The sequence below is a fragment of the Myxococcus sp. AM011 genome, from assembly GCF_013372595.1.
Classification (GTDB): Bacteria; Myxococcota; Myxococcia; order Myxococcales; family Myxococcaceae; genus Myxococcus; species Myxococcus eversor.
Window position 1 is genome coordinate 13,893 of record NZ_JABXEM010000003.1, and the last position, 17,446, is coordinate 31,338.

At 68.9% G+C, this 17,446-nt stretch carries 15 protein-coding genes and 1 pseudogene; 10 read left to right on the forward strand and 6 right to left on the reverse strand.

Features of this window, described 5'->3' with window-relative positions; all coding sequences use genetic code 11:
- Positions 1-134 precede the first annotated feature (134 nt).
- From HUW62_RS01225 to HUW62_RS01260, 8 genes are all read left to right on the forward strand, one after another.
- On the forward strand, positions 135-539 hold the full coding sequence (locus tag HUW62_RS01225; RefSeq protein WP_163864325.1) for a phage holin family protein: 405 nt from the start codon (positions 135-137) through the stop codon (positions 537-539).
- On the forward strand, positions 536-1,045 hold the full coding sequence (locus HUW62_RS01230) for a hypothetical protein (RefSeq protein ID WP_163864324.1): 510 nt from the start codon (positions 536-538) through the stop codon (positions 1,043-1,045). Before HUW62_RS01225 ends, HUW62_RS01230 begins: the two co-directional genes overlap by 4 nt.
- Positions 1,046-1,090: 45 nt before the next feature.
- Positions 1,091-2,437, forward strand: a complete 1,347-nt coding sequence (locus HUW62_RS01235) for a cytochrome ubiquinol oxidase subunit I (RefSeq protein WP_303626812.1) — start codon at positions 1,091-1,093, stop codon at positions 2,435-2,437.
- Positions 2,427-3,452, forward strand: coding sequence for a cytochrome d ubiquinol oxidase subunit II (locus HUW62_RS01240; RefSeq protein ID WP_176433307.1), 1,026 nt, complete (start codon positions 2,427-2,429; stop codon positions 3,450-3,452). The genes HUW62_RS01235 and HUW62_RS01240 overlap by 11 nt, the downstream gene beginning before the upstream one ends.
- A gap of 60 nt (positions 3,453-3,512) precedes the next feature.
- Positions 3,513-4,751: a hypothetical protein gene (locus tag HUW62_RS01245; protein WP_176433308.1), complete on the forward strand. Its 1,239-nt coding sequence runs from the start codon at positions 3,513-3,515 to the stop codon at positions 4,749-4,751.
- 537 nt (positions 4,752-5,288) lie between these two features.
- Positions 5,289-5,915: a DUF1036 domain-containing protein gene (locus tag HUW62_RS01250; RefSeq protein ID WP_163864320.1), complete on the forward strand. Its 627-nt coding sequence runs from the start codon at positions 5,289-5,291 to the stop codon at positions 5,913-5,915.
- A 452-nt stretch (positions 5,916-6,367) separates the two neighbouring features.
- A complete protein-coding gene (locus HUW62_RS01255; protein ID WP_163864319.1) occupies positions 6,368-9,160 on the forward strand; it encodes a beta-propeller fold lactonase family protein in 2,793 nt (930 codons plus the stop codon).
- 61 nt (positions 9,161-9,221) lie between these two features.
- Positions 9,222-9,620 (forward strand): DoxX family protein, encoded by a 399-nt coding sequence (locus HUW62_RS01260; protein ID WP_176433309.1) that lies wholly within the window; start codon positions 9,222-9,224, stop codon positions 9,618-9,620.
- A 66-nt stretch (positions 9,621-9,686) separates the two neighbouring features.
- On the opposite strand, the gene HUW62_RS01265 is transcribed toward HUW62_RS01260, so the two are convergent.
- The 3 genes from HUW62_RS01265 to HUW62_RS01275 form a co-directional block, all read right to left on the reverse strand.
- Entirely contained in the window at positions 9,687-10,226 is a 540-nt protein-coding gene (locus tag HUW62_RS01265; RefSeq protein ID WP_163864317.1) for a hypothetical protein, read from the reverse strand.
- Between the two features lie 55 nt (positions 10,227-10,281).
- Complete coding sequence (locus tag HUW62_RS01270) at positions 10,282-11,052, reverse strand: SDR family NAD(P)-dependent oxidoreductase (protein WP_176433310.1); 771 nt, start codon at positions 11,050-11,052, stop codon at positions 10,282-10,284.
- A 72-nt stretch (positions 11,053-11,124) separates the two neighbouring features.
- On the reverse strand, positions 11,125-12,099 hold the full coding sequence (locus tag HUW62_RS01275; RefSeq protein WP_176433311.1) for an alpha/beta fold hydrolase: 975 nt from the start codon (positions 12,097-12,099) through the stop codon (positions 11,125-11,127).
- A gap of 117 nt (positions 12,100-12,216) precedes the next feature.
- Here HUW62_RS01275 and HUW62_RS01280 point away from each other — a divergent pair, with 117 nt between their 5' ends.
- Positions 12,217-13,113 carry a LysR family transcriptional regulator gene (locus HUW62_RS01280; protein ID WP_163864314.1) on the forward strand — a complete coding sequence of 299 codons (897 nt, stop codon included), beginning with the start codon at positions 12,217-12,219 and terminating at the stop codon, positions 13,111-13,113.
- Between the two features lie 155 nt (positions 13,114-13,268).
- On the opposite strand, the gene HUW62_RS01285 is transcribed toward HUW62_RS01280, so the two are convergent.
- From HUW62_RS01285 to HUW62_RS01295, 3 genes are all read right to left on the reverse strand, one after another.
- Entirely contained in the window at positions 13,269-14,858 is a 1,590-nt protein-coding gene (locus HUW62_RS01285; protein ID WP_163864313.1) for a glucose-6-phosphate isomerase, read from the reverse strand.
- A gap of 180 nt (positions 14,859-15,038) precedes the next feature.
- A complete protein-coding gene (locus HUW62_RS01290) occupies positions 15,039-15,938 on the reverse strand; it encodes a sterol desaturase family protein (protein WP_176433312.1) in 900 nt (299 codons plus the stop codon).
- A 21-nt stretch (positions 15,939-15,959) separates the two neighbouring features.
- The gene (locus HUW62_RS01295; RefSeq protein ID WP_163864311.1) at positions 15,960-16,634 is read right to left on the reverse strand and encodes a TetR/AcrR family transcriptional regulator; all 675 of its coding nucleotides are present in this window, start codon (positions 16,632-16,634) and stop codon (positions 15,960-15,962) included.
- A gap of 430 nt (positions 16,635-17,064) precedes the next feature.
- Between HUW62_RS01295 and HUW62_RS48400 the strand changes: the two are divergent.
- Positions 17,065-17,430: pseudogene (locus HUW62_RS48400) on the forward strand (M23 family metallopeptidase); the annotation flags it as partial.
- Positions 17,431-17,446 lie beyond the last annotated feature (16 nt).

Below are 17,446 nucleotides of genomic sequence, written 5' to 3' on the forward strand. Positions count from 1 at the left end.
CCTGCACTTCCAGGTGGGCTTTGCGCGCTCGTTCGCCCTGCCCACCTTGTCCGGAGGAGCGGGGCCAGGTGCCGGCCGAGCGGACGGGCGCGCACCCGGGAGTCCCCCTCCTCAGAGCGCGGGAGACGTGAGTCGTGGACCTCGAATCGGAACGCCTGGAACGGAGCCAACTGGAGTCGCTCTCCACGACGGAGCTCATCCGGCATGCCCTGGCGGAGACACGCCTGTTGGTGCGAGCCGAGGTGCTGCACGCCAAGAAGGAGCTTCGCGACGAGCTGAAGGCCGCGCGCACCGCGGGCATCCTCATCGGCGCGGGCGCGGTGCTGGCCCTCACGTCGCTGGCGGTGCTCTTCGTGGCGCTGGGCCTGGCCCTGCCCCTGGGCGCGGCCCTCGGCGTGCTGCTGGTGGGCGTGGTGCTGCTCGCCATCGCCGGCGGGATGCTCTTCCTGGGAAGCAAGCGGGTGCCCAAGAAGCCGCTGACGCACACGCAGGAGCGCCTGAAGCTCGACTACCAGCTCACACGGGAGACGCTGCAATGAACGGCAACGGCCGAGGGGGCAACGAACTGGCGGAGCGTCACCGTCACGTCGACCACCGCATCACCCGGGGCATGGATGACCGCAAGCAGGTGGAGCAGACGGCGGACCGCATCCGGGATGAGCTCCTGTTGACGCTGGAGGAGCTGGACCGGCGGCGCGGGCGCATCCTCGATGTCCGCTATCAGGCGAAGCAGCACTCCGGCGCGCTGGTGGCCGCGGGCGCCGTGGCCATGGTGCTGGTGGGCGCGGGCGTGGGCCTGGCCATCTACCGCTCCCGCCACCGCGGAGAGGTGCTGCGCAAGAAGCGACGCAAGGCGCTCCAGCGGGCGTGGGAGCATCCGGACCGGCTGGCCTCCAGCGCGGACCAACGCCCCGTGGGCGCCGAGCTGGGCCGCAAGCTCGTCCTCATCTTCGCCACCACGCTGGCCACCGCCGTGGCGAAGAACTCCGTGAAGTCGCTCGTGCCCGCCCGTCAGGCCCCGAGCCCCGCTTTGCTGGAGGAGTAGAATCTCTTAATGCGAAGCAAATGGACATAATGCATTCTGATGTCCATGACGGACCTGCTCTATGCGCGGGCGCAGATGGGCCTGTCGCTCGCGTTCCACATCGTGTTCGCGGCGGCGGGCGTGGCGTTGCCAGTGCTCATGGTGCTGAGTGACTGGAAGGCGCGGCGCACGCGAGACTCCGACTACCGGAAGTTGAGCCAGAAGCTGGCGAAGGGGACGGCCATCCTCTTCGCGGTGGGCGCGGTGAGCGGCACGGTGTTGTCGTTCGAGCTGGGCCTGCTGTGGCCGGAGTTCATGGGCCAGTACGGCGAGGTGATTGGCCTGCCCTTCAGCCTGGAGGGCGTGGCGTTCTTCACCGAGGCCATCTTCCTGGGCATCTATCTGTACGGCCGCGAGCGGGTGTCGCCGGGGCTGCACCTGTTCTCCGGTGTCATGGTGGCGGTGAGCGGCGCGGCCAGCGCGTTCTTCGTCACGCTGGTCAACGTGTTCATGAATGACCCGTCGGGCTTCGTGGCCACGCCGCATGGGCCCACGGATATCGAACCGCTGAAGGCGATGTTCAGCCCGGGCTGGCTCACCCAGACGTCGCACGTGCTGCTCTCCTGCTATCAGGCGAGCGCGTTCGCGATGGCGGGCATCCACGCCTTCGTGCTCCTGCGCCATCCGGGCTCGGCCTTCCATCGCAAGGCGCTGTCGGTGGCGCTGCCGCTCGCGTGTGTCACCGCGCTGCTCCAGCCCGTCGTCGGAGACCTGTCCGCCAAGCACGTGGCGAAGGCGCAGCCGGTGAAGCTGGCGGCGATGGAGGGGCAGTTCGAGACGGAGCGCGGCGCGCCCTTGCGGGTGGGTGGGTTTCCCGACGTGGAGACGAGGACTGTCTCGCATGCGTTGGACATCCCCAACGGCCTGTCCATCCTCGCGTTTGGCGACCCGGACGCGGAGGTAAAGGGACTCAACGAGTTCCCTCGCGACACGTGGCCGCCGGTGGCGAAGGTGCACATGGCCTTCCAGGTGATGGTGGGCACGGGCAGCGCGATGGCCTTGCTGGCGCTGGTGACGCTCGGGTACCGGTGGCGCGGGAAGGCGTGGCCATCGGGGCGGAAGATGATGTGGGCGTGGCTGGTGTCGGGGCCGCTCGGGCTGGTGGCGTTGGAGGCGGGGTGGCTCGTCACCGAGTGGGGACGGCAGCCGTGGATTGTCCGGGGGGTGATGCGCACGGCGGACGCGGTGACGCCGGTGCCTCACCTGGCCGCGCCGTTCTGGACGTTCACCGTCGTGTATCTGTTCCTGGGCGTGGTGGTGGTGGCGCTGTTGAAGCGGCAGGTGGCGGACACGCTGCCGGACCGCGAGCCGAAGGGGCCTGACGCGAAGGGAGGCGAGGCGCATGTCCACTGAGGCGGTGCTGGGCTTCGTGCTGGCGGGGTCGTTCGTGCTCTACGCGCTGTTTGGTGGCGCGGACTTCGGCGGCGGGGTGTGGGACCTCCTGGCCTTCGGTCCGCGCAAGGCGGAGCAGCGGGCGCTCATCGCCCGCGCCATGGGCCCGGTGTGGGAGGTGAATCACATCTGGCTCATCCTGGGCGTGGTGCTGTTGTTCGCGGGGTTTCCTCGCGCCTTCGCGACGCTCAGCGTGGCGCTGCATGTGCCGCTGACGTTGCTGCTGCTGGGCATCGTCTTCCGGGGCGCGGCCTTCACCTTCCGCACCTACGACATGCGGGGAGACGCCGCGCAGCGACAGTGGGGCCTCGTGTTCAGCGGGGCGAGCATCGTCGCGCCGCTGCTGTTGGGCATGTGCGTGGGCGCGGTGGCGAGCGGCTCCATCCGCGTGGAGGGCAGGGTGGTGGTGAGCGGCTTCTTCGCGTCGTGGCTGTCGCCCTTCGCCTGGGCGGTGGGCGTGCTGGCGCTGGCGCTCTTCGCCTTCCTGGCGGCGGTGTTCCTCACGCACGAGGCGTCTGGAGCGGAGCTGCGTGAGGACTTCCGGAAGCGCGCGCTCGGCGCGGGAGTGGCCGTGTTCGTGGCGGCGCTCGTTGTCTTGTTGCTCGCGCGCGAGGGGGCGCCTCGGGTGTGGGAGGGGTTGTCGCGCTCGCCCTTCGCGCTGGCGCTGCATGGGGCGACAGGAGTGGCGGCGGTGACGGCGTTCGCCCTGTTGTGGAAGCGCCATTTCCAGTGGGCACGGCTGGCGGCGGCGTTCCAGGCCGGGCTCATCGTCCTCGGGTGGGCGGCGTCCCAGTATCCCTATCTGGTGGTGCCGGACGTGACGCTGCAAGGCGCGGCGTCGGGGCCCGCGACGCAGCGCCTGTTGCTCATCGCGCTCGCGGTGGGTGCCGTGACGGTGATTCCATCCATCGCGCTGTTGTTCCGAGTGTTCCGCCCCAGGCCCGATGGCGCGTCCACCGTGGACTCCGGACACTGACGCGCTCGAAGTCAGCGAGAAGCCCCGCAACCAGGATTTCGGGAGTGGGTTCCTGGAGGCATGAAAAGACCCCTCCTGCTGGCTTCCTTGTTGTTCTCCTCCGTGAGCTTCGGCTTCGGCGAGGACCTCTGTTACGCGACGTCGGGCGGTGCTCCGCTCAACTGTCAGCCGCTTCCTGCGGGGTGCGCGCCGGGTGACGCCTCCATGGCGTGCAAGACCGCGGCGTTGAATGCGGCGGCGACCGCGAAGAGCCAGTCGAATGGGGCGCGCAGCCTCATCCACGCGGACGCCACCTTTCTGTTGGCGCAGGCGGTGGGCTTCGATTCCATCAGTGCGTACTGGATTGCCGCCTATGACCAGGCGACGGACCTGTCGACGTTCACGCCTCGGACGCTGAATGGCGGCGCGGTGCCGGACAGCGTGGCGCGCACCACGAAGTCCATCTCCGGTGTGAATCGGGGCAACTTCAACCAGGGTGGCGTGTTGTTCCACTTCGTCACCCCGCGCAACGGTGGGGCGATGCACCCGGATGCCACGGTGGACGGACTGCATCCGGACACGACGGACGTGGACGAGGTGCTGCTCACCAATCTGCGCGCGTGGGTGCTCCAGGGGCAGGGCGCCGGGCGAGGCTGCACGGGTGGCCTGACGACGCCCATCGCCAACGGGGGCTATGCGCTTGGCACTGGCTGCTATGCGTTCTCCGGTGAGCCGGGGGCCATCTCGGGCAGCGTGGCGGCGGTGGGGCCCGTCGCGGTGCCCATCAACTCCACGACGGGGCCGCAGGTGATGGACGTGGGGGCGGGCACCTTGTCCACCGGTTTCGATGCGTACATCGGCACGTATGCGTTCGAGGCCCGCGCGGGCATCTTTCTGCACGCCCTGGCGGACCGAATCTCGCATCACGTCTGCACGGATGCGTCGTCGAGCTACGGGCCGCTCGGGCCGCAGCGGACCTTCACCATCGACATGTCCAACGCCGAGTGCGTCCAGACGATGCATGTGCTGCGTCACGTCTGGGAGACGGGCGTCGTCTTCTCCGCGCTGCCGGCGCGCGAGCAGACCACCACGGCGACGCTGGGCGAGGTGTTCGACGCCCTGCTCGAGTTCGCCACGGCGCGAGGTGTCGCATCAGGGCCGAACAGCCAGACGCTCGCGCTGAGGACGGCGCTCGTCAACGAGCTGTCCACGGCGCTGGAGACCTACGACGCCCGGGCTCGCGCCATCGCCGTGCGAGATGTGGGGTGTACCCGGAGCTACGCCGTGTTCCCGGGCATGCCCGCATGTGGAACGCCGTGACGCTTCCCTGACGTGGGCGTGATCGCTACCGCTGATGTCAGGGCAGGCGACTCCGGAGTTGAAGCCAGTCGGCCAGCTCCGGATGCTTCCGCACCACCCCTGAGTCGGAGATGGGACTCAGTGTGTTGAGCGCGCTCTTGATGTAGCGCAGCTTGAGGAGCGTCTCGATGGGGAAGCAAGCTCCACGACTCAGCGCCTGCTGCTCGTCGCGCTTGTGGTGGGAGCGCTGACGGTGATTCCTTCCATCGCACTGCCCCGTCCCGGGTGTTCCGCCCCAGGCCCGACGGCACGTCCATCCCAGGCCCTTGGGCCTGAGTCCTGCGCTCCCGACTGGCTTCTGTTGTGGGTGTATATGTTTGAGAAGGGGCGAGCCAGGCCTTCGCCTGGTGAGGTGTGGCATCGGGACTTGTCTGGTTATGGGCAAAGCCCTGTCGCGGTGTGGGGTCCTGTTTGACGGCTCTCCATGATGTAAGCCATTGAGGTGGGCGCCGTTCGAACCGAGAAAGGACCGTTGTGAGCCAATCCGATAAGGCGTCGATGAATCGACGAAGGTTTCTTCGCGCGGGCGCGCTGCTGGGCATGGGCGCGGGCAACCTCCTCACCACGAAGGCAGCGGAGGCTGGGTGGGCCATGAGCGGCGGCGTCCCCGCGCCCGAGCTGCTCAATGCGTTCGGTGCTCCGACCTCGCACGAGGGTGCGCTTCATCACCCCCGAGGAAGCGAACTCGCCGAACTCAACCTCGTGAACGAGTCTCCGGGACTCGCCCCATCGCGGCAGGTCATCTACCCCGCCCCCTTGGAGGCGAGCGCGCAGGGCGTTGCGCTGCAGCTGCACTTCCGCAACAGCTACGGGCCTCGAATCCGCCTCTGCATCTCGTTCCACTCCCCAGCCACCTGTGCTGGACGGGGAGATTGGGGGACGCGGGGCTGGTGGTCGTTCGACCTCAACCAGTCGGTGTACGTCCTCAACACAGGTTATCGGTTGGCCTACTACTTCGCTGAAGCCGCTGACGGCGCTTTCTGGACTGGCTCCGACTTCAGCATCTTCGCGCCAGCGGCCAGCTTCGATTCCTGTTCGTGGAACCAGAGAATCGGTGATCGCTCTTTGGGGATGCGGACCGTGAACCTCAAGGATGACGTGCAGACCATCAACCTGACTCGCTGAACACGCGGAGTGAACCGCGCTCGGCGTCCGGGCGCTCTCCTGGCCGTGCTTCAGCGCGGGCCAGCCCCATCGTGAGGTTGTGCCCAGGGAAGAGGCTCCGTTCTTCCTGGGCACAGGTCGCGACGCCTTGAGACAGAAAAATCCTGTCTCGGCGGAGCGCGGTACCTGCAACGCCATGCGGGCGGTTTCTTGCGTGGCGCTCGCATTTTTGGGTGTCGCGGTTCTGTCCGCTTTGGCGTGGGTAAAGGGACTTGTGTGTCTGCCTTTGCTTGGGGTGTGTGACGCTCCGAGTCGTTTTCCAGGCCGCTCGAATCTTTGATTCCCGAGAGGAAGCACCCCGCAGGGGTAGATGTAGGAATTGGATTTTTTACACGCAAGGAGTTGCATCCGCGGCGTTGATACATGCAAGACAGTGAGAAGCACCGCTTCTTCCTGACGTGGAGGTCGCCGATATGGGTGTCGTCCGACGCGCGGTCTTGCTGCTGTGCTTCACCTCGCTCCTGCTCCCCCGGATGTCTCAAGCCGGTGAATCATTCGTGAACTGGGAGGACCCTCATGTCCACCCGCTGGACCTGACTCCTGACGGCAATTTGCTGCTGGCGGTGAACACCGCCGACAACCGGCTGATGGTGTTCGACGTGACGTCGCGACGGGGGCTGGAGCTGGTGGCCTCCATCCCCGTGGGCCTGGACCCCGTGTCGGTGCGGGCTCGCGGCAACTCCGAGGCGTGGGTGGTGAACCACATCTCCGACAGCGTGAGCATCGTCGACCTGAGACGCGGCACCGTGACGGCCACCATCCATACGGATGACGAGCCCGCGGACGTCGTCTTCGCGGGACGCCCGGAGCGGGCCTTCATCACCTGCTCCCAGGTCAACCGCGTGCTGGTGGTGGACCCGCGCCGTCCCGACGCGACGCCCCAGCGCATCACCCTGAAGGGCGAGGACCCGCGCTCGCTCGCGGTGAGCCCCGACGGCCGCTACGTCTACGCGGCTATCTTCGAGTCCGGCAACGGCAGCACCATCCTCGGTGGTGGTTCGCTGATTCCGGACGCCTATCCGCCCAACGCCGTGAGCGACACGCGCGGCCCCTATGGCGGTATCAACCCGCCGCCCAACGCGGGCTCCTCCTTCTTCCCCGCGCTCAATCCCGCCAACCCGCCGCCTCCTCCCGTGGGCCTCATCGTGCGCAAGACGGCGCGCGGCCAGTGGCTGGACGACAACCTCGCGGACTGGACGAACCTGGTGAGCGGGTCGAACGCCGCCGCCTCCGGTCGCCTCAGGGGCTGGGACCTGCCGGACCGCGATTTGGCCATCATCGACACGGCGTCGCTCGACGTCAGCTACGCCACGCGGCTGATGAACGCGAACATGGCGCTGGCCGTGCATCCCTCCGGCTCCGTCACCGTGGTGGGCACCGACGCGCGCAACGAGGTGCGCTTCGAGCCGAACGTCAACGGGCGCTTCCTGCGCGTGTTGATGGCAGTGGTGGACCCGCGCCGGCCTTCGTCATCCTCGGTGCATGACCTCAACCCGCACCTCAACTACGCCACGCCCACGGTGCCCCAGTCCGTGCGGAACCTGTCGGTGGGAGACCCGCGCGGCATCGCCTGGAACTCGCGCGGCACGCGGGCCTTCGTGACGGGCATGGGCTCCAACAACGTGGTGGCGGTGGGCCTGGGCGGCGCGCGGCTGGCACAGGCGGAGGTGGGCGAGGGGCCCACGGGCATCGTCTTCGACGACTCGCGTGACAGGCTCTACGTGCTCAACCGCTTCGGCGCGAGCATCTCCGTGCTGAGCACAGACCGCCTCAAGGAGCTGTCGCGGGTGGCGTTCTTCGACCCGACGCCCGAGTCCCTCAAGGCGGGCCGCAAGCACCTCTACGACACGCACAAGACGTCGGGCCTGGGCCACGTGGCCTGCGCGTCGTGCCACATCGACGGGCGCATGGACCGGCTGGCGTGGGACTTGGGCGACCCGACGGGCACGGTGAAGTCACTGGCCGGGCAGAACCTGGGCATGGGCCTGCCGCTGCCGCCCTTCGAGGCGTGGCACCCGATGAAGGGGCCCATGACGACGCAGACACTCCAGGACATCATCGGCAAGGAGCCGCTGCACTGGCGCGGAGACCGCGCGAGCCTGGAGGAGTTCAACCCCGCCTTCGAGGGACTCCAGGGCGACGATGCCCAGCTCACGACGCGGGAGATGAAGGAGCTGCGCTCGTTCCTCGCGACGCTCACCTTCCCGCCCAACCCGTTCCGCAACCTGGACAACTCGCTGCCCCGGAACCTGCCGCTGCCGGGCCATTACACGACGGGCCGCTTCGCGCCCGCGGGCCAGCCGCTGCCCAATGGCGACGCGACGCGGGGCATGGCGATATTCCGTCCGCCGCGCCTGCTCGCGCAGGGCCTCTTCGCGTGCAACACGTGCCACACCTTCCCGTCGGGCCTCGCCGTCGACATGCAGTGGACCGGCGCCATGTGGATGCCCATGCCGAAGGGCGCCATGGGCGAGTCGCACCACGCGCTTGTCTCCACCGACGGCAGCACCAACGTCACGCTCAAGGTGCCGCAGCTTCGCAACGTCTACGAGAAGGTGGGCATGGAGTTGACGCAGAAGGAGAGCCTCTCGGGCTTCGCCTTCATCCATGACGGCAGCGTGGACTCGCTGGCGCGCTTCATCACCGAGCCGACCTTCAATCCGGAGAGCGACCAGGAGGTGGCGGACCTCGTCGCGCTGCTGCTGTCGTTCTCGGGCTCGGAGCTGCCGCGCGGTTCGGCCACGGACATGTTCTTGCCGCCAGGGCCGGACAGCAAGGACTCGCACGCGGCGGTGGGCCAGCAGGTGACGTTGACGACGGCCACGCCCTCCGAGCTCGCCCGGGTGTTGCAGTTCATGTCCCTGGCGGAGCAGGGCAAGGTGGGCCTGGTGGTGAAGGGGCGCCGCTCCGGTGAGGCGCGCGGCTTCGCCTACCTGGGCGGCGGGGTGTTCCAGTCGGACCGGGCCTCGGAGAAGGTGGGCGCGTTCCTGCTGCTGGCGGGGGCCCGGCCCGGCTCGGAGCTGACGTACACCGTGGTGCCCAAGGGCTCCGAGCGACGCATCGGCTTGGACCAGGACGAGGACGGGATGCTGGACCGGGACGAGTTGGACAGGGGGCGCAGGCCGGACCTGGCGAATGATGGCCGCAGGTTCGTCGAGGGCGAGGGGGCGGGTCAGAGTGGCCCGCTTGCGACCGCGGATTTGTAAAACGTATCGTCTCGGGTGGGGGGCTGCTCGTCAGCCCATACGGGTCCTTGGAGGCGTGAGCATGAAACTGAAAGTCGCGTATTGGGTTGTCACCGGGCTGGTATCACTGTCGGCTTCGGTCTCCGCCTTCCTGTATCTGAGCGCGGCGCCGAACATGGTCCTGGCGTTCGAGCACCTGGGCTACCCGGACTACTTCCGGAACATGCTCGGCATCGCCAAACTGCTGGGTGTGGTCGCGCTGTGGGCCCCCGTGCCCCGCACGTTGCGCGAGTGGGCCTACGCGGGCTTCGTCATCGACTTCATCGCGGCGGCGGTGTCGCACATCGCGATGGGGGACCCGGTGGGCACGGCTGTCGCGCCCGTCGTCGTCCTGACGCTGGCGCTCACCTCGCACCAGCTCTGGCACCGCCTGTCGGCTGGCGTGGAGGCCACGCCCGTCGCGCATCCCGTGGGGGCCTGAAGTCTCTCTCGATGAAAAGGGGGACGGCTCCTTTGCTCCGGAGCTGTCCCTCGTGCGACGTGGCGCTCAGGGCGTCGTGGGCCAGATGAGGCGAGGCTCTTCGTCGCCATTGGCCACGAGCACGCTGACGTCATCGACGAGGTCCTCGGAGTCGAGGGCCTGAAGCACGGTGCGGACGGCGGCCTCGGCGTGCATCACCTGGCAGTGGACGCGCAGGTGGCCGTCGCGCAGCTCGCCGCCCTCCACTTCGCCGTTGCCCGTCCAGCCGAGCGCGTCGGTGAGCAGCTCCTCGACGGCGACGCGCTTCTCCACGTCGTGGCCGGTGCCCTTGCCCTCGATGGGGTACTGGACGATGAGCGTGGCCATCGCGTCGGGCTCGGGCTCGTCGTAGTCCTGTTCGATGAGCGGGCCGGCGGCGTCGGCGATGGCGAAGTCGGGGTCCTCTTCCGGAGGGAGGGGCGTGTCCTTCTGTTCGCCCACTTCGCCCACGGTGCCCCAGTGCGTGGTGAGCACGCCCTCATGCACCCAGACCTCCCAGAAACGGAGGCTGTCGCCTTCCTTCTTGTAGAGCTTCAGCAAATCAGACCCCAGGGGAGGGCCCTCCATAGCATGGCGTCCGGCTGGCGCCAGCCCGTGGAGGAGCCCGGACCCAGGGGGCCGTTCAGAAGGCGCGGCCCTGTCCGCCGTCCACGGGGAGCGTGGCCCCCGTCACCCAGCGGGCGCGCTCCGAGCAGAGGAAGGCCACCACGTCCGCCACCTCTTCGGGCGAGCCGAAGCGACCCCAGGGCAGCTCGTCCTTCACCATCTTCGCGACCTTGTCCGGGTCCGCCTTCTGGCGTTTGTCCCAGCTCCCCCCGGGGAAGAGGATGGAGCCGGGCGCCACGCCGTTGACGCGGATGCGGTGGCGCGCGAGGTCCACCGCCATCTCCTTGGTGAGCGCGGTGAGGCCCGCCTTCGCCGTGGTGTAGGGCGCGCTGGCGGCGTACTCGCGGCCGTAGATGGAGTTGATGTGGATGATGGTGCCACCGCCCTTCGCGCGCATGACCTCCACCGCGCGCTGGCTGCACCACACGGCGGACATCAGGTTGCGGTCCATCACCGCGCTCCACTGCTCCACCGTGGCCGCGTCGAACGAGCCCGCGCCGCCGCTGCCGCCCACGTTGTTCACCAGGATGTCGAGCGTGCCGAACGCGCGCACCGCCGCATCCACCGCCGCCACGGCGCCAGCCTGGGTGGCCACGTCCGCGACGACGGTGGCCACGTCCGCGCCCGCCGCGCGCAGCTCCTTCGCGGCGGTCTCCAGGGCCTCCGCGCCCCGCGCGCTGAGACACACCCGTGCACCCTCACGGGCCAGCGCCGCCACCGTGGCCCGTCCGATGCCCCGACTGCTGCCGGTGACGAGGGCCGCCTTGCCTCTGAGCTCCAGTTCCATGGCGCCGGTTCTACTTCAGGTCACCCGGGAGGAGACGCGGTCCGGGAGAGACCTGATGGATGGCCTACACGGTTACCGAGGGTTGACGGGGCGCGGGGTGAGCGCCTGGATGGCGAGCCACTCGACGGCGTCTTCCCACAGCGTGTCGCGGAAGCTCTCGCGGAAGAAGCCGAAGTGGCCGATGGGCTGGCCCACCTGCTGGGGCGTCACCCGGCGGTGCTCCACCAGCGCGTCCGCGTAGAACGACAGCAACTGCTCCACGGCGGCCTTCGAGGCGATGGGGTCATCCGCGAAGCTGTAGGCCCGCAGCGGCAGGTACAGCGACGCGAAGGCCTCGCGGCGCGACTCACCGCCCTCGCTGAGCAGGTAGTTCGGAGACAGGCACCAGCGCGCCCACTGCTCGGCCACGCCCGCCGGCAGGTCCTCCGCCGTTCCCGCCCACCCCGGCAGCTTGCCGAAGGCCCGAATCAACACCGGAGTGAACACGCGCCAGTTGAGCGCCATGCGCAGCCGCTGGGGGAACAGCTTGTAGTAGCCGGAGCCCGTCGCCACGCTCAGCAGCGCTGACACCTCGCGCGCGTTCTCCGCCAGTCCGAGCAACTGGCCGCCCACGCTGTGGCCCACCATCAGCAGGCGGCGGCCCGGGAAGCGCTCGCGCATCGTGGCGATGGCGCCCGCGAGGTCCTGGCTCCCCCAGTCCTCCATGCGCGCGCCGAAGCCCTCGAAGGAGTCCGGGCGCGAGCCACCGATGCCTCGGTAGTCGAAGGTGACGGTGGGAAAGCCCCGGCGCGCGAGGAAGGCCGCGAAGCGCGAGTAGTACCGCTGCTTCGCTCCCGTGGCGCCCACGACGAGCACCACCGCGCCGACCTCCGCGCCTTCGTGCGGGAAGAGGGTGGCGGACAGCGTGTAGCCGTCCTGGGCCTTGAGTCGGAAGGGGACGCCCGGGCTCGAAGCCTGGGTGGCCGCCGTCAACCTGTCCTCCTGGGGGATGCTCCGCACCGAGGGGACCGTGTCTTGCTCCAGCGCCGTCGCATGAGACATGGACATCGCGTTCTCCTGTCGTTCGCGCGGGGCCGCCAAGAGTGCCGCCGCTTCCAGGCTCCGAGATAGCGCCGGAAGTGCTGCGGGAATGCAGGGCTTTGCTGCACCATTGCAGGCATGGATATGCGATGGGACGACCTGCGCTACCTCCTCTCCGTGGCACGCCAGGGCTCGCTCGCCGGGGCGGCCCGTGAGCTGCGGGTGGATGCGACCACTGTGGGCCGGCGGCTGTCGGCGCTGGAGAAGGCGTTGGGCACGCGGCTGGTGCTGCGAGGCTCGCGCACGTTGGGTCTCACCGAGGAGGCCGAGGCGGTGGTGGCGCGGGCGCGGGAGATGGAGGACTCGCTCCGGTTGCTCCATGACTCCGTCTCCGGAGAGACGAAGGCGGAGGGCACTGTCCGCCTCGCGGCCACGGAGTACCTGGCGCAGGCCCTGCTCGCCGCGCACCTGGGCGAGCTGCACACGCGCCACCCCGGGCTGAACCTGGAGCTGGTGGTGGGCACGGACGTGGTGGACCTCCAGCGCGGTGACGCGGACCTGGCGCTGCGGTTGACGCCGCCCCAAGGCGATGCGCTGGTGGTGCGCAAGGTCGGCGAGATTGCCTTTGCCTTGTACGCCGCGCGCGGCTACCTGCGTCGTCGGGGTGCTCCCCGGCCGGGGGACTTCCGCGAGCACACGGTGCTCGTCTACCGCACCGCCCTCACGTCCGGGGAGGAGTCCGCGGAGCTGAAGCGCCTGACGGCGGGCGGGCGGAGACTGCTCCAGAGCAACAGCACCGCGGTGCTGCGGGAAGCGGCGGCGGCGAGTCTGGGCGTCGCGCTGCTGCCGTGTCTCTCGGGAGGGAGAGACCCTCGGTTGACGCGGGTGGGCGCGGGAGTCGTGGCGAAGCGGCCCTTGTGGCTGACGTTCCACAAGGACTTGCAGCGCAGCCCGCGTGTGCGCGCGGCTTCGGACTGGGTGGCGGACCTGTGTCGGAGGGAGAAGGCGGGGCTCGCCGGGACGGAGGCGGCGTCGCGATGAGCCGCTTCACCCGCGCGCGGCCCCGAGCGAAGCTCTTCTTCCCCGAGGAGTACCCGGACCTCATCGCCGAGGAGGCACGTCGCCTCTGGTGCGTGGGCTGAAGCGATACGCGAGAGCCCGGCGCTGAATCACGCCGGGCCCGGCCGCGGTGAGGCTCACTTCACCTGGAAGCGAGCCTCCAAGGGGCTCGCGCCACCCGAGCGCTGCACGCCGCGCCCCGGGTTGGCGGCCAGGTGCTCCAGCACCTTGAACACCGTCTCCACCTCGTCGGGCTGGCCGATGTCATTGGCGAGCTGCTCGGCCGTGCGTGCCGAGGCCCGCGCATCCAGGAGCCGCGCCGTGAGCTTCTTCTGGATGTCCAGCACGCTCGTGGCCGCCTTCTTGCCCGCCTCCACGCCCGGCTGGTGGTACGCGTTGATGTGCACGAGGCTCGCGTACAGGCCCACCGCGCGCTCATAGAGGGCAATCAGCGCGCCCACCGTGCGCGGGCTCACGTCCGGGACGGTGAGGGTGAGGGACTCGCGGCCCTTCTCGAACAGCGCGCGGCGCGTGCCCAGGAGGAAGCCGAGCAGGTAGTCCCCACTGGTGATTCCGCGCTCCACCTCCATGGACTCGCCGTCGCGGTCCTTCAGCACCTCGATGAAGGTGGCGAAGAAGTTCGGCACGCCCTCGCGGAGCTGCTGCACGTACGCGTGCTGGTCCGTGGAGCCCTTGTTCCCGTAGACGGCGATGCCCTGGTTCACCACCTTGCCGTCCAGGTCCTTCTCCTTGCCCAGCGACTCCATGACGAGCTGCTGGAGGTAGCGCGACATCAGGAGCAGGCGGTCCTTGTACGGCAGGATGACCATGTCCTTCAGGCCCTTGCCGTCGCCCGCGTGGAACCACATCAACGCGAGCAGCGCCGCCGGGTTCTTCACCGCGTCCCGCTGCCGCGTCGCCACGTCCATCTCCCGGGCGCCCGCCAGCATCGCGTCGATGTCCAGGCCCTGGAGTCGCGCGGGCAAGAGGCCCACCGCCGACATCACCGACGTGCGTCCGCCAACCCAGTCCCACATCGGGAAGGTGCGCAGCCAGCCCTGCTTCTTCGCGTGCGCGTCCAGCTCACTGCCCGCGCCCGTGACGGCCACCGCGTGCTTGCTGAAGGTGAGCCCCTGCTCCACATAGGCGCGCTCGGCCTCCAGCATGCCGTTGCGCGTCTCCTTCGTGCCGCCGGACTTGCTGATGACCACCGTCAGCGTCTCGGCCAGCCGGGCCCCGAGCTGCGCGAGCGCCCGGTCCATTCCATCCGGGTCCGTGTTGTCGAAGAAGGACACGGTCAGCTTGTCGTCCCGCGACGTCAACGCGTCCGCCACCAACTGCGGCCCGAGCGCCGAGCCGCCGATGCCCACCAGGAGCAGGTGGGTGAAGCGCGATGCCTTCTGCGGCTTCAGCTTCCCCTCGTGCACGTCGCGCGCGAAGGCGTGCACGGCGGCCACGGTGTCGGTGATGTCCTTGGCCAGCGCCGGCTCCGGGGCCAGCTCGGGCGCGCGCAGCCAGTAGTGGCCCACGCGGCGGTTCTCATCCGGGTTGGCGATGGCGCCCTTCTCCAGCGCCTCCATCCGGGTGAAGGCCTCCTCCAGGCGCGGCTGCATCCGCTCCAGGAAGTCCGCGGCGAAGCCCATGCGCGAGACGTCGAGGGAGAACCCCAGCGACGGGACGACGCTCAGATACCGCTGGTACCGCTCCCACAGCTCACGCTCGGTCATGACTCGTCCTCCTCCTTGGGGTTGCTCGCGCGAAAAAACAGGCGGCTGGCTTAGCGCCTCCGCTCGCGTGAGGGAAGCCGAACACGCGTGCGGCGCGAGGACTCGACACCCGGAGAGGGCGCAGTGCTCAACACCCCTCACTCCCCAGGGAGTCAGGGGCACCCCTGGCGGGGCTTCACCTCAGGCGGAGGGGCGCAACGGCTCCGTCGCCGGAGGGCTCCCCGGCGGCGCGCTCCGCTCGTCCGGCTTCCAGGCGGGATTGCGGAAGACGTAGCTCAGCCGCTGCTTCAAGGAGCCCGGCTTCATGGCGTCCTTGCCGATGGCGAAGAACTCGTGGAACGCGATGCGAAATGGGTTGTACGTCGCCAGGTTCTTCGTCAGGCCGTAGACGGGCTTCTCACCCTCGGGTTCGAAGGTGCCGAACAGCCGGTCCCAGATGATGAGGATGCCCGCGTAGTTCTTGTCGAGGTAGCGCGGGTTGGACGCGTGGTGCACGCGGTGGTGCGACGGCGTGTTGAGCACCCACTCCAGCGGACGCGGCAACTGGTGGATGGCCTCGGTGTGAATCCAGTACTGGTAGAGCAGGCTCACCGACTGCTGGACGACAATCATCACCGGGGAGAAGCCGAGCAGCGCCAGCGGCGCCCAGAATATCCAGCCGGTGGGGTTGGTCCACGTCTGCCGCAGCGCCGTGGTGAGGTTGTAGTGCTGGCTGGAGTGGTGCACCACGTGCGACGCCCAGAAGAAGCGGCTCTCGTGGTGGACGCGATGGAACCAGTAGTAGCAGAGGTCCTCCGCGAAGAAGAGCGCCACCCACGCCAGGATGCCCGTGCCCACGCGCAGCGGCGTCAGGTTGTAGAGCGCCAGGTAGCCGGCGAAGGCCACGCCCTTCCACACGATGTTGATGAACACGTTGCCCAGGCCCATGGAGAGGCTGGCGGCCGAGTCCTTCAACGTGTGCCCCGCCACATCGCGGCCCTCGTCGCGCAGCTTCTTCACCCACAGCGCCTCGGCCACCACCGTCAGGATGAAGACGGGGATGGCGGGAGTGATGAGGTCGGGAATGTGTACGGCGTCCATGGGACACCTCCTTCGTGAGACTCAGGAGCGGTGACGTTGGCGCGGGCGACGAGTCGCGGATGGAGAGAAGGCACTGCGCATGAAGCGGGTGAGGGCATCCAGCATGCGGCGGTGGGCCGGGTCATCCGGCCTCGCGCTTCCTCCGACGGCCGCGCCCTGCACGGCGTCCAGCGCCAGCTCCACCACGGAGTCGAACTCCGGGTAGGCGGTCGCCGCCTCGGGGAACAGCTCACGCGCCACCCGGTGCAGGTTCTCCCGGTGGGGCCCATCCACCGCGGCCAGCGCCACCTGGAGCCCCGTGTCCGTGCGCGCGGCCACATACAGCTCGATGGCGGCTTGAAGCTCCGGCCGCTGGTACGCGGCCCACAACATGTCCACCGCGGAGGCGATGCGGTCCTTGCTCGACGGCCTCGCGCCGACTCCCGCCAGGTAGTCCTGGATGATGCGCGGGAAGAGGTGCTCCACCGCCGCGGCGAGCAGCTCCTCCTTCGTGTCGAAGTGCGTGAAGAGCGCGCCCTGCGACACGCCCGCTCGCTTCGCGACCTCCACCGTCGTCAGGCGCGCGTGTCCCAGGTCCACCAACGTGGCGATGGTGGCGTCCAACAGCTTGCGGCGCGTCGTCTCGCGGCGCTCCTGCTGCGTGCGGCGGGGAGGGCGGGGTGGCCCTTCAATGGGGGATGCGCTCTTCACGGCCATCTGGGAGAAGCATAACGCCGATGTTAGTGAGTGACCAGTCACTATGTGGCGGCCGCTGGTGAGCAGGGGTGATCCACGGTGCCACCCTCGGAGGCACAGGTGAGACACGAGGGCCACTCCGTCCTGATGAGGCTCGCCTGGGCACTTTCGCGGTGGGCCGGCGAGCGGGCGAGGAGACAGGGGCCCGTTCGCTGAAGGCGATTCGCCCGCTCGACAGCGAGGGCTCCAGGCCCCACGGACGAGCGGACGGGCCATGGGGTCCCTGGTGATAGGCCTTGAGACCGCGAGATAATTGCGCAGGGAAATACCCCCGCTACTTGTCTCCGTTGTCCGCCGGCCCGATATGAACCTTTCCTCCGCTCTCCTTGTCGGCTCCCTCCTGGCCACGGCGCCAGCGGCTACCAACTCGATTGCCTCTCCTCTGGGCGACATGCCCGAGGTCGGCGTCCCGTTCGCGTGTGGACGCATCCACACCGTGAGCCAGGGGCACGACACAGGCAGTCACCAACACAACGACACGTATGCGTGGGACTTCCGGATGCCGGAAGGCACGCCCATCGTCGCCGCGCGTGAAGGTGTGGTGCGGCTGGCGCGGGGTGACAGCACGAAGGGCGGGTGTGACGAGAAGTTCGCGCCCTACGCCAACTACGTCGTCCTCTCGCATGGGGACGGGCTGGAGACGCAGTACCTGCACTTCAACGCCGTGGTGGTGAAGCCCGGCGAGACAGTGAAGGAGGGGCAGCTCATCGGCTTCTCCGGCTCCACGGGTTGGGCGTGCGGCGCGCACCTGCACTTCAAGGTGGCGCGTGAGG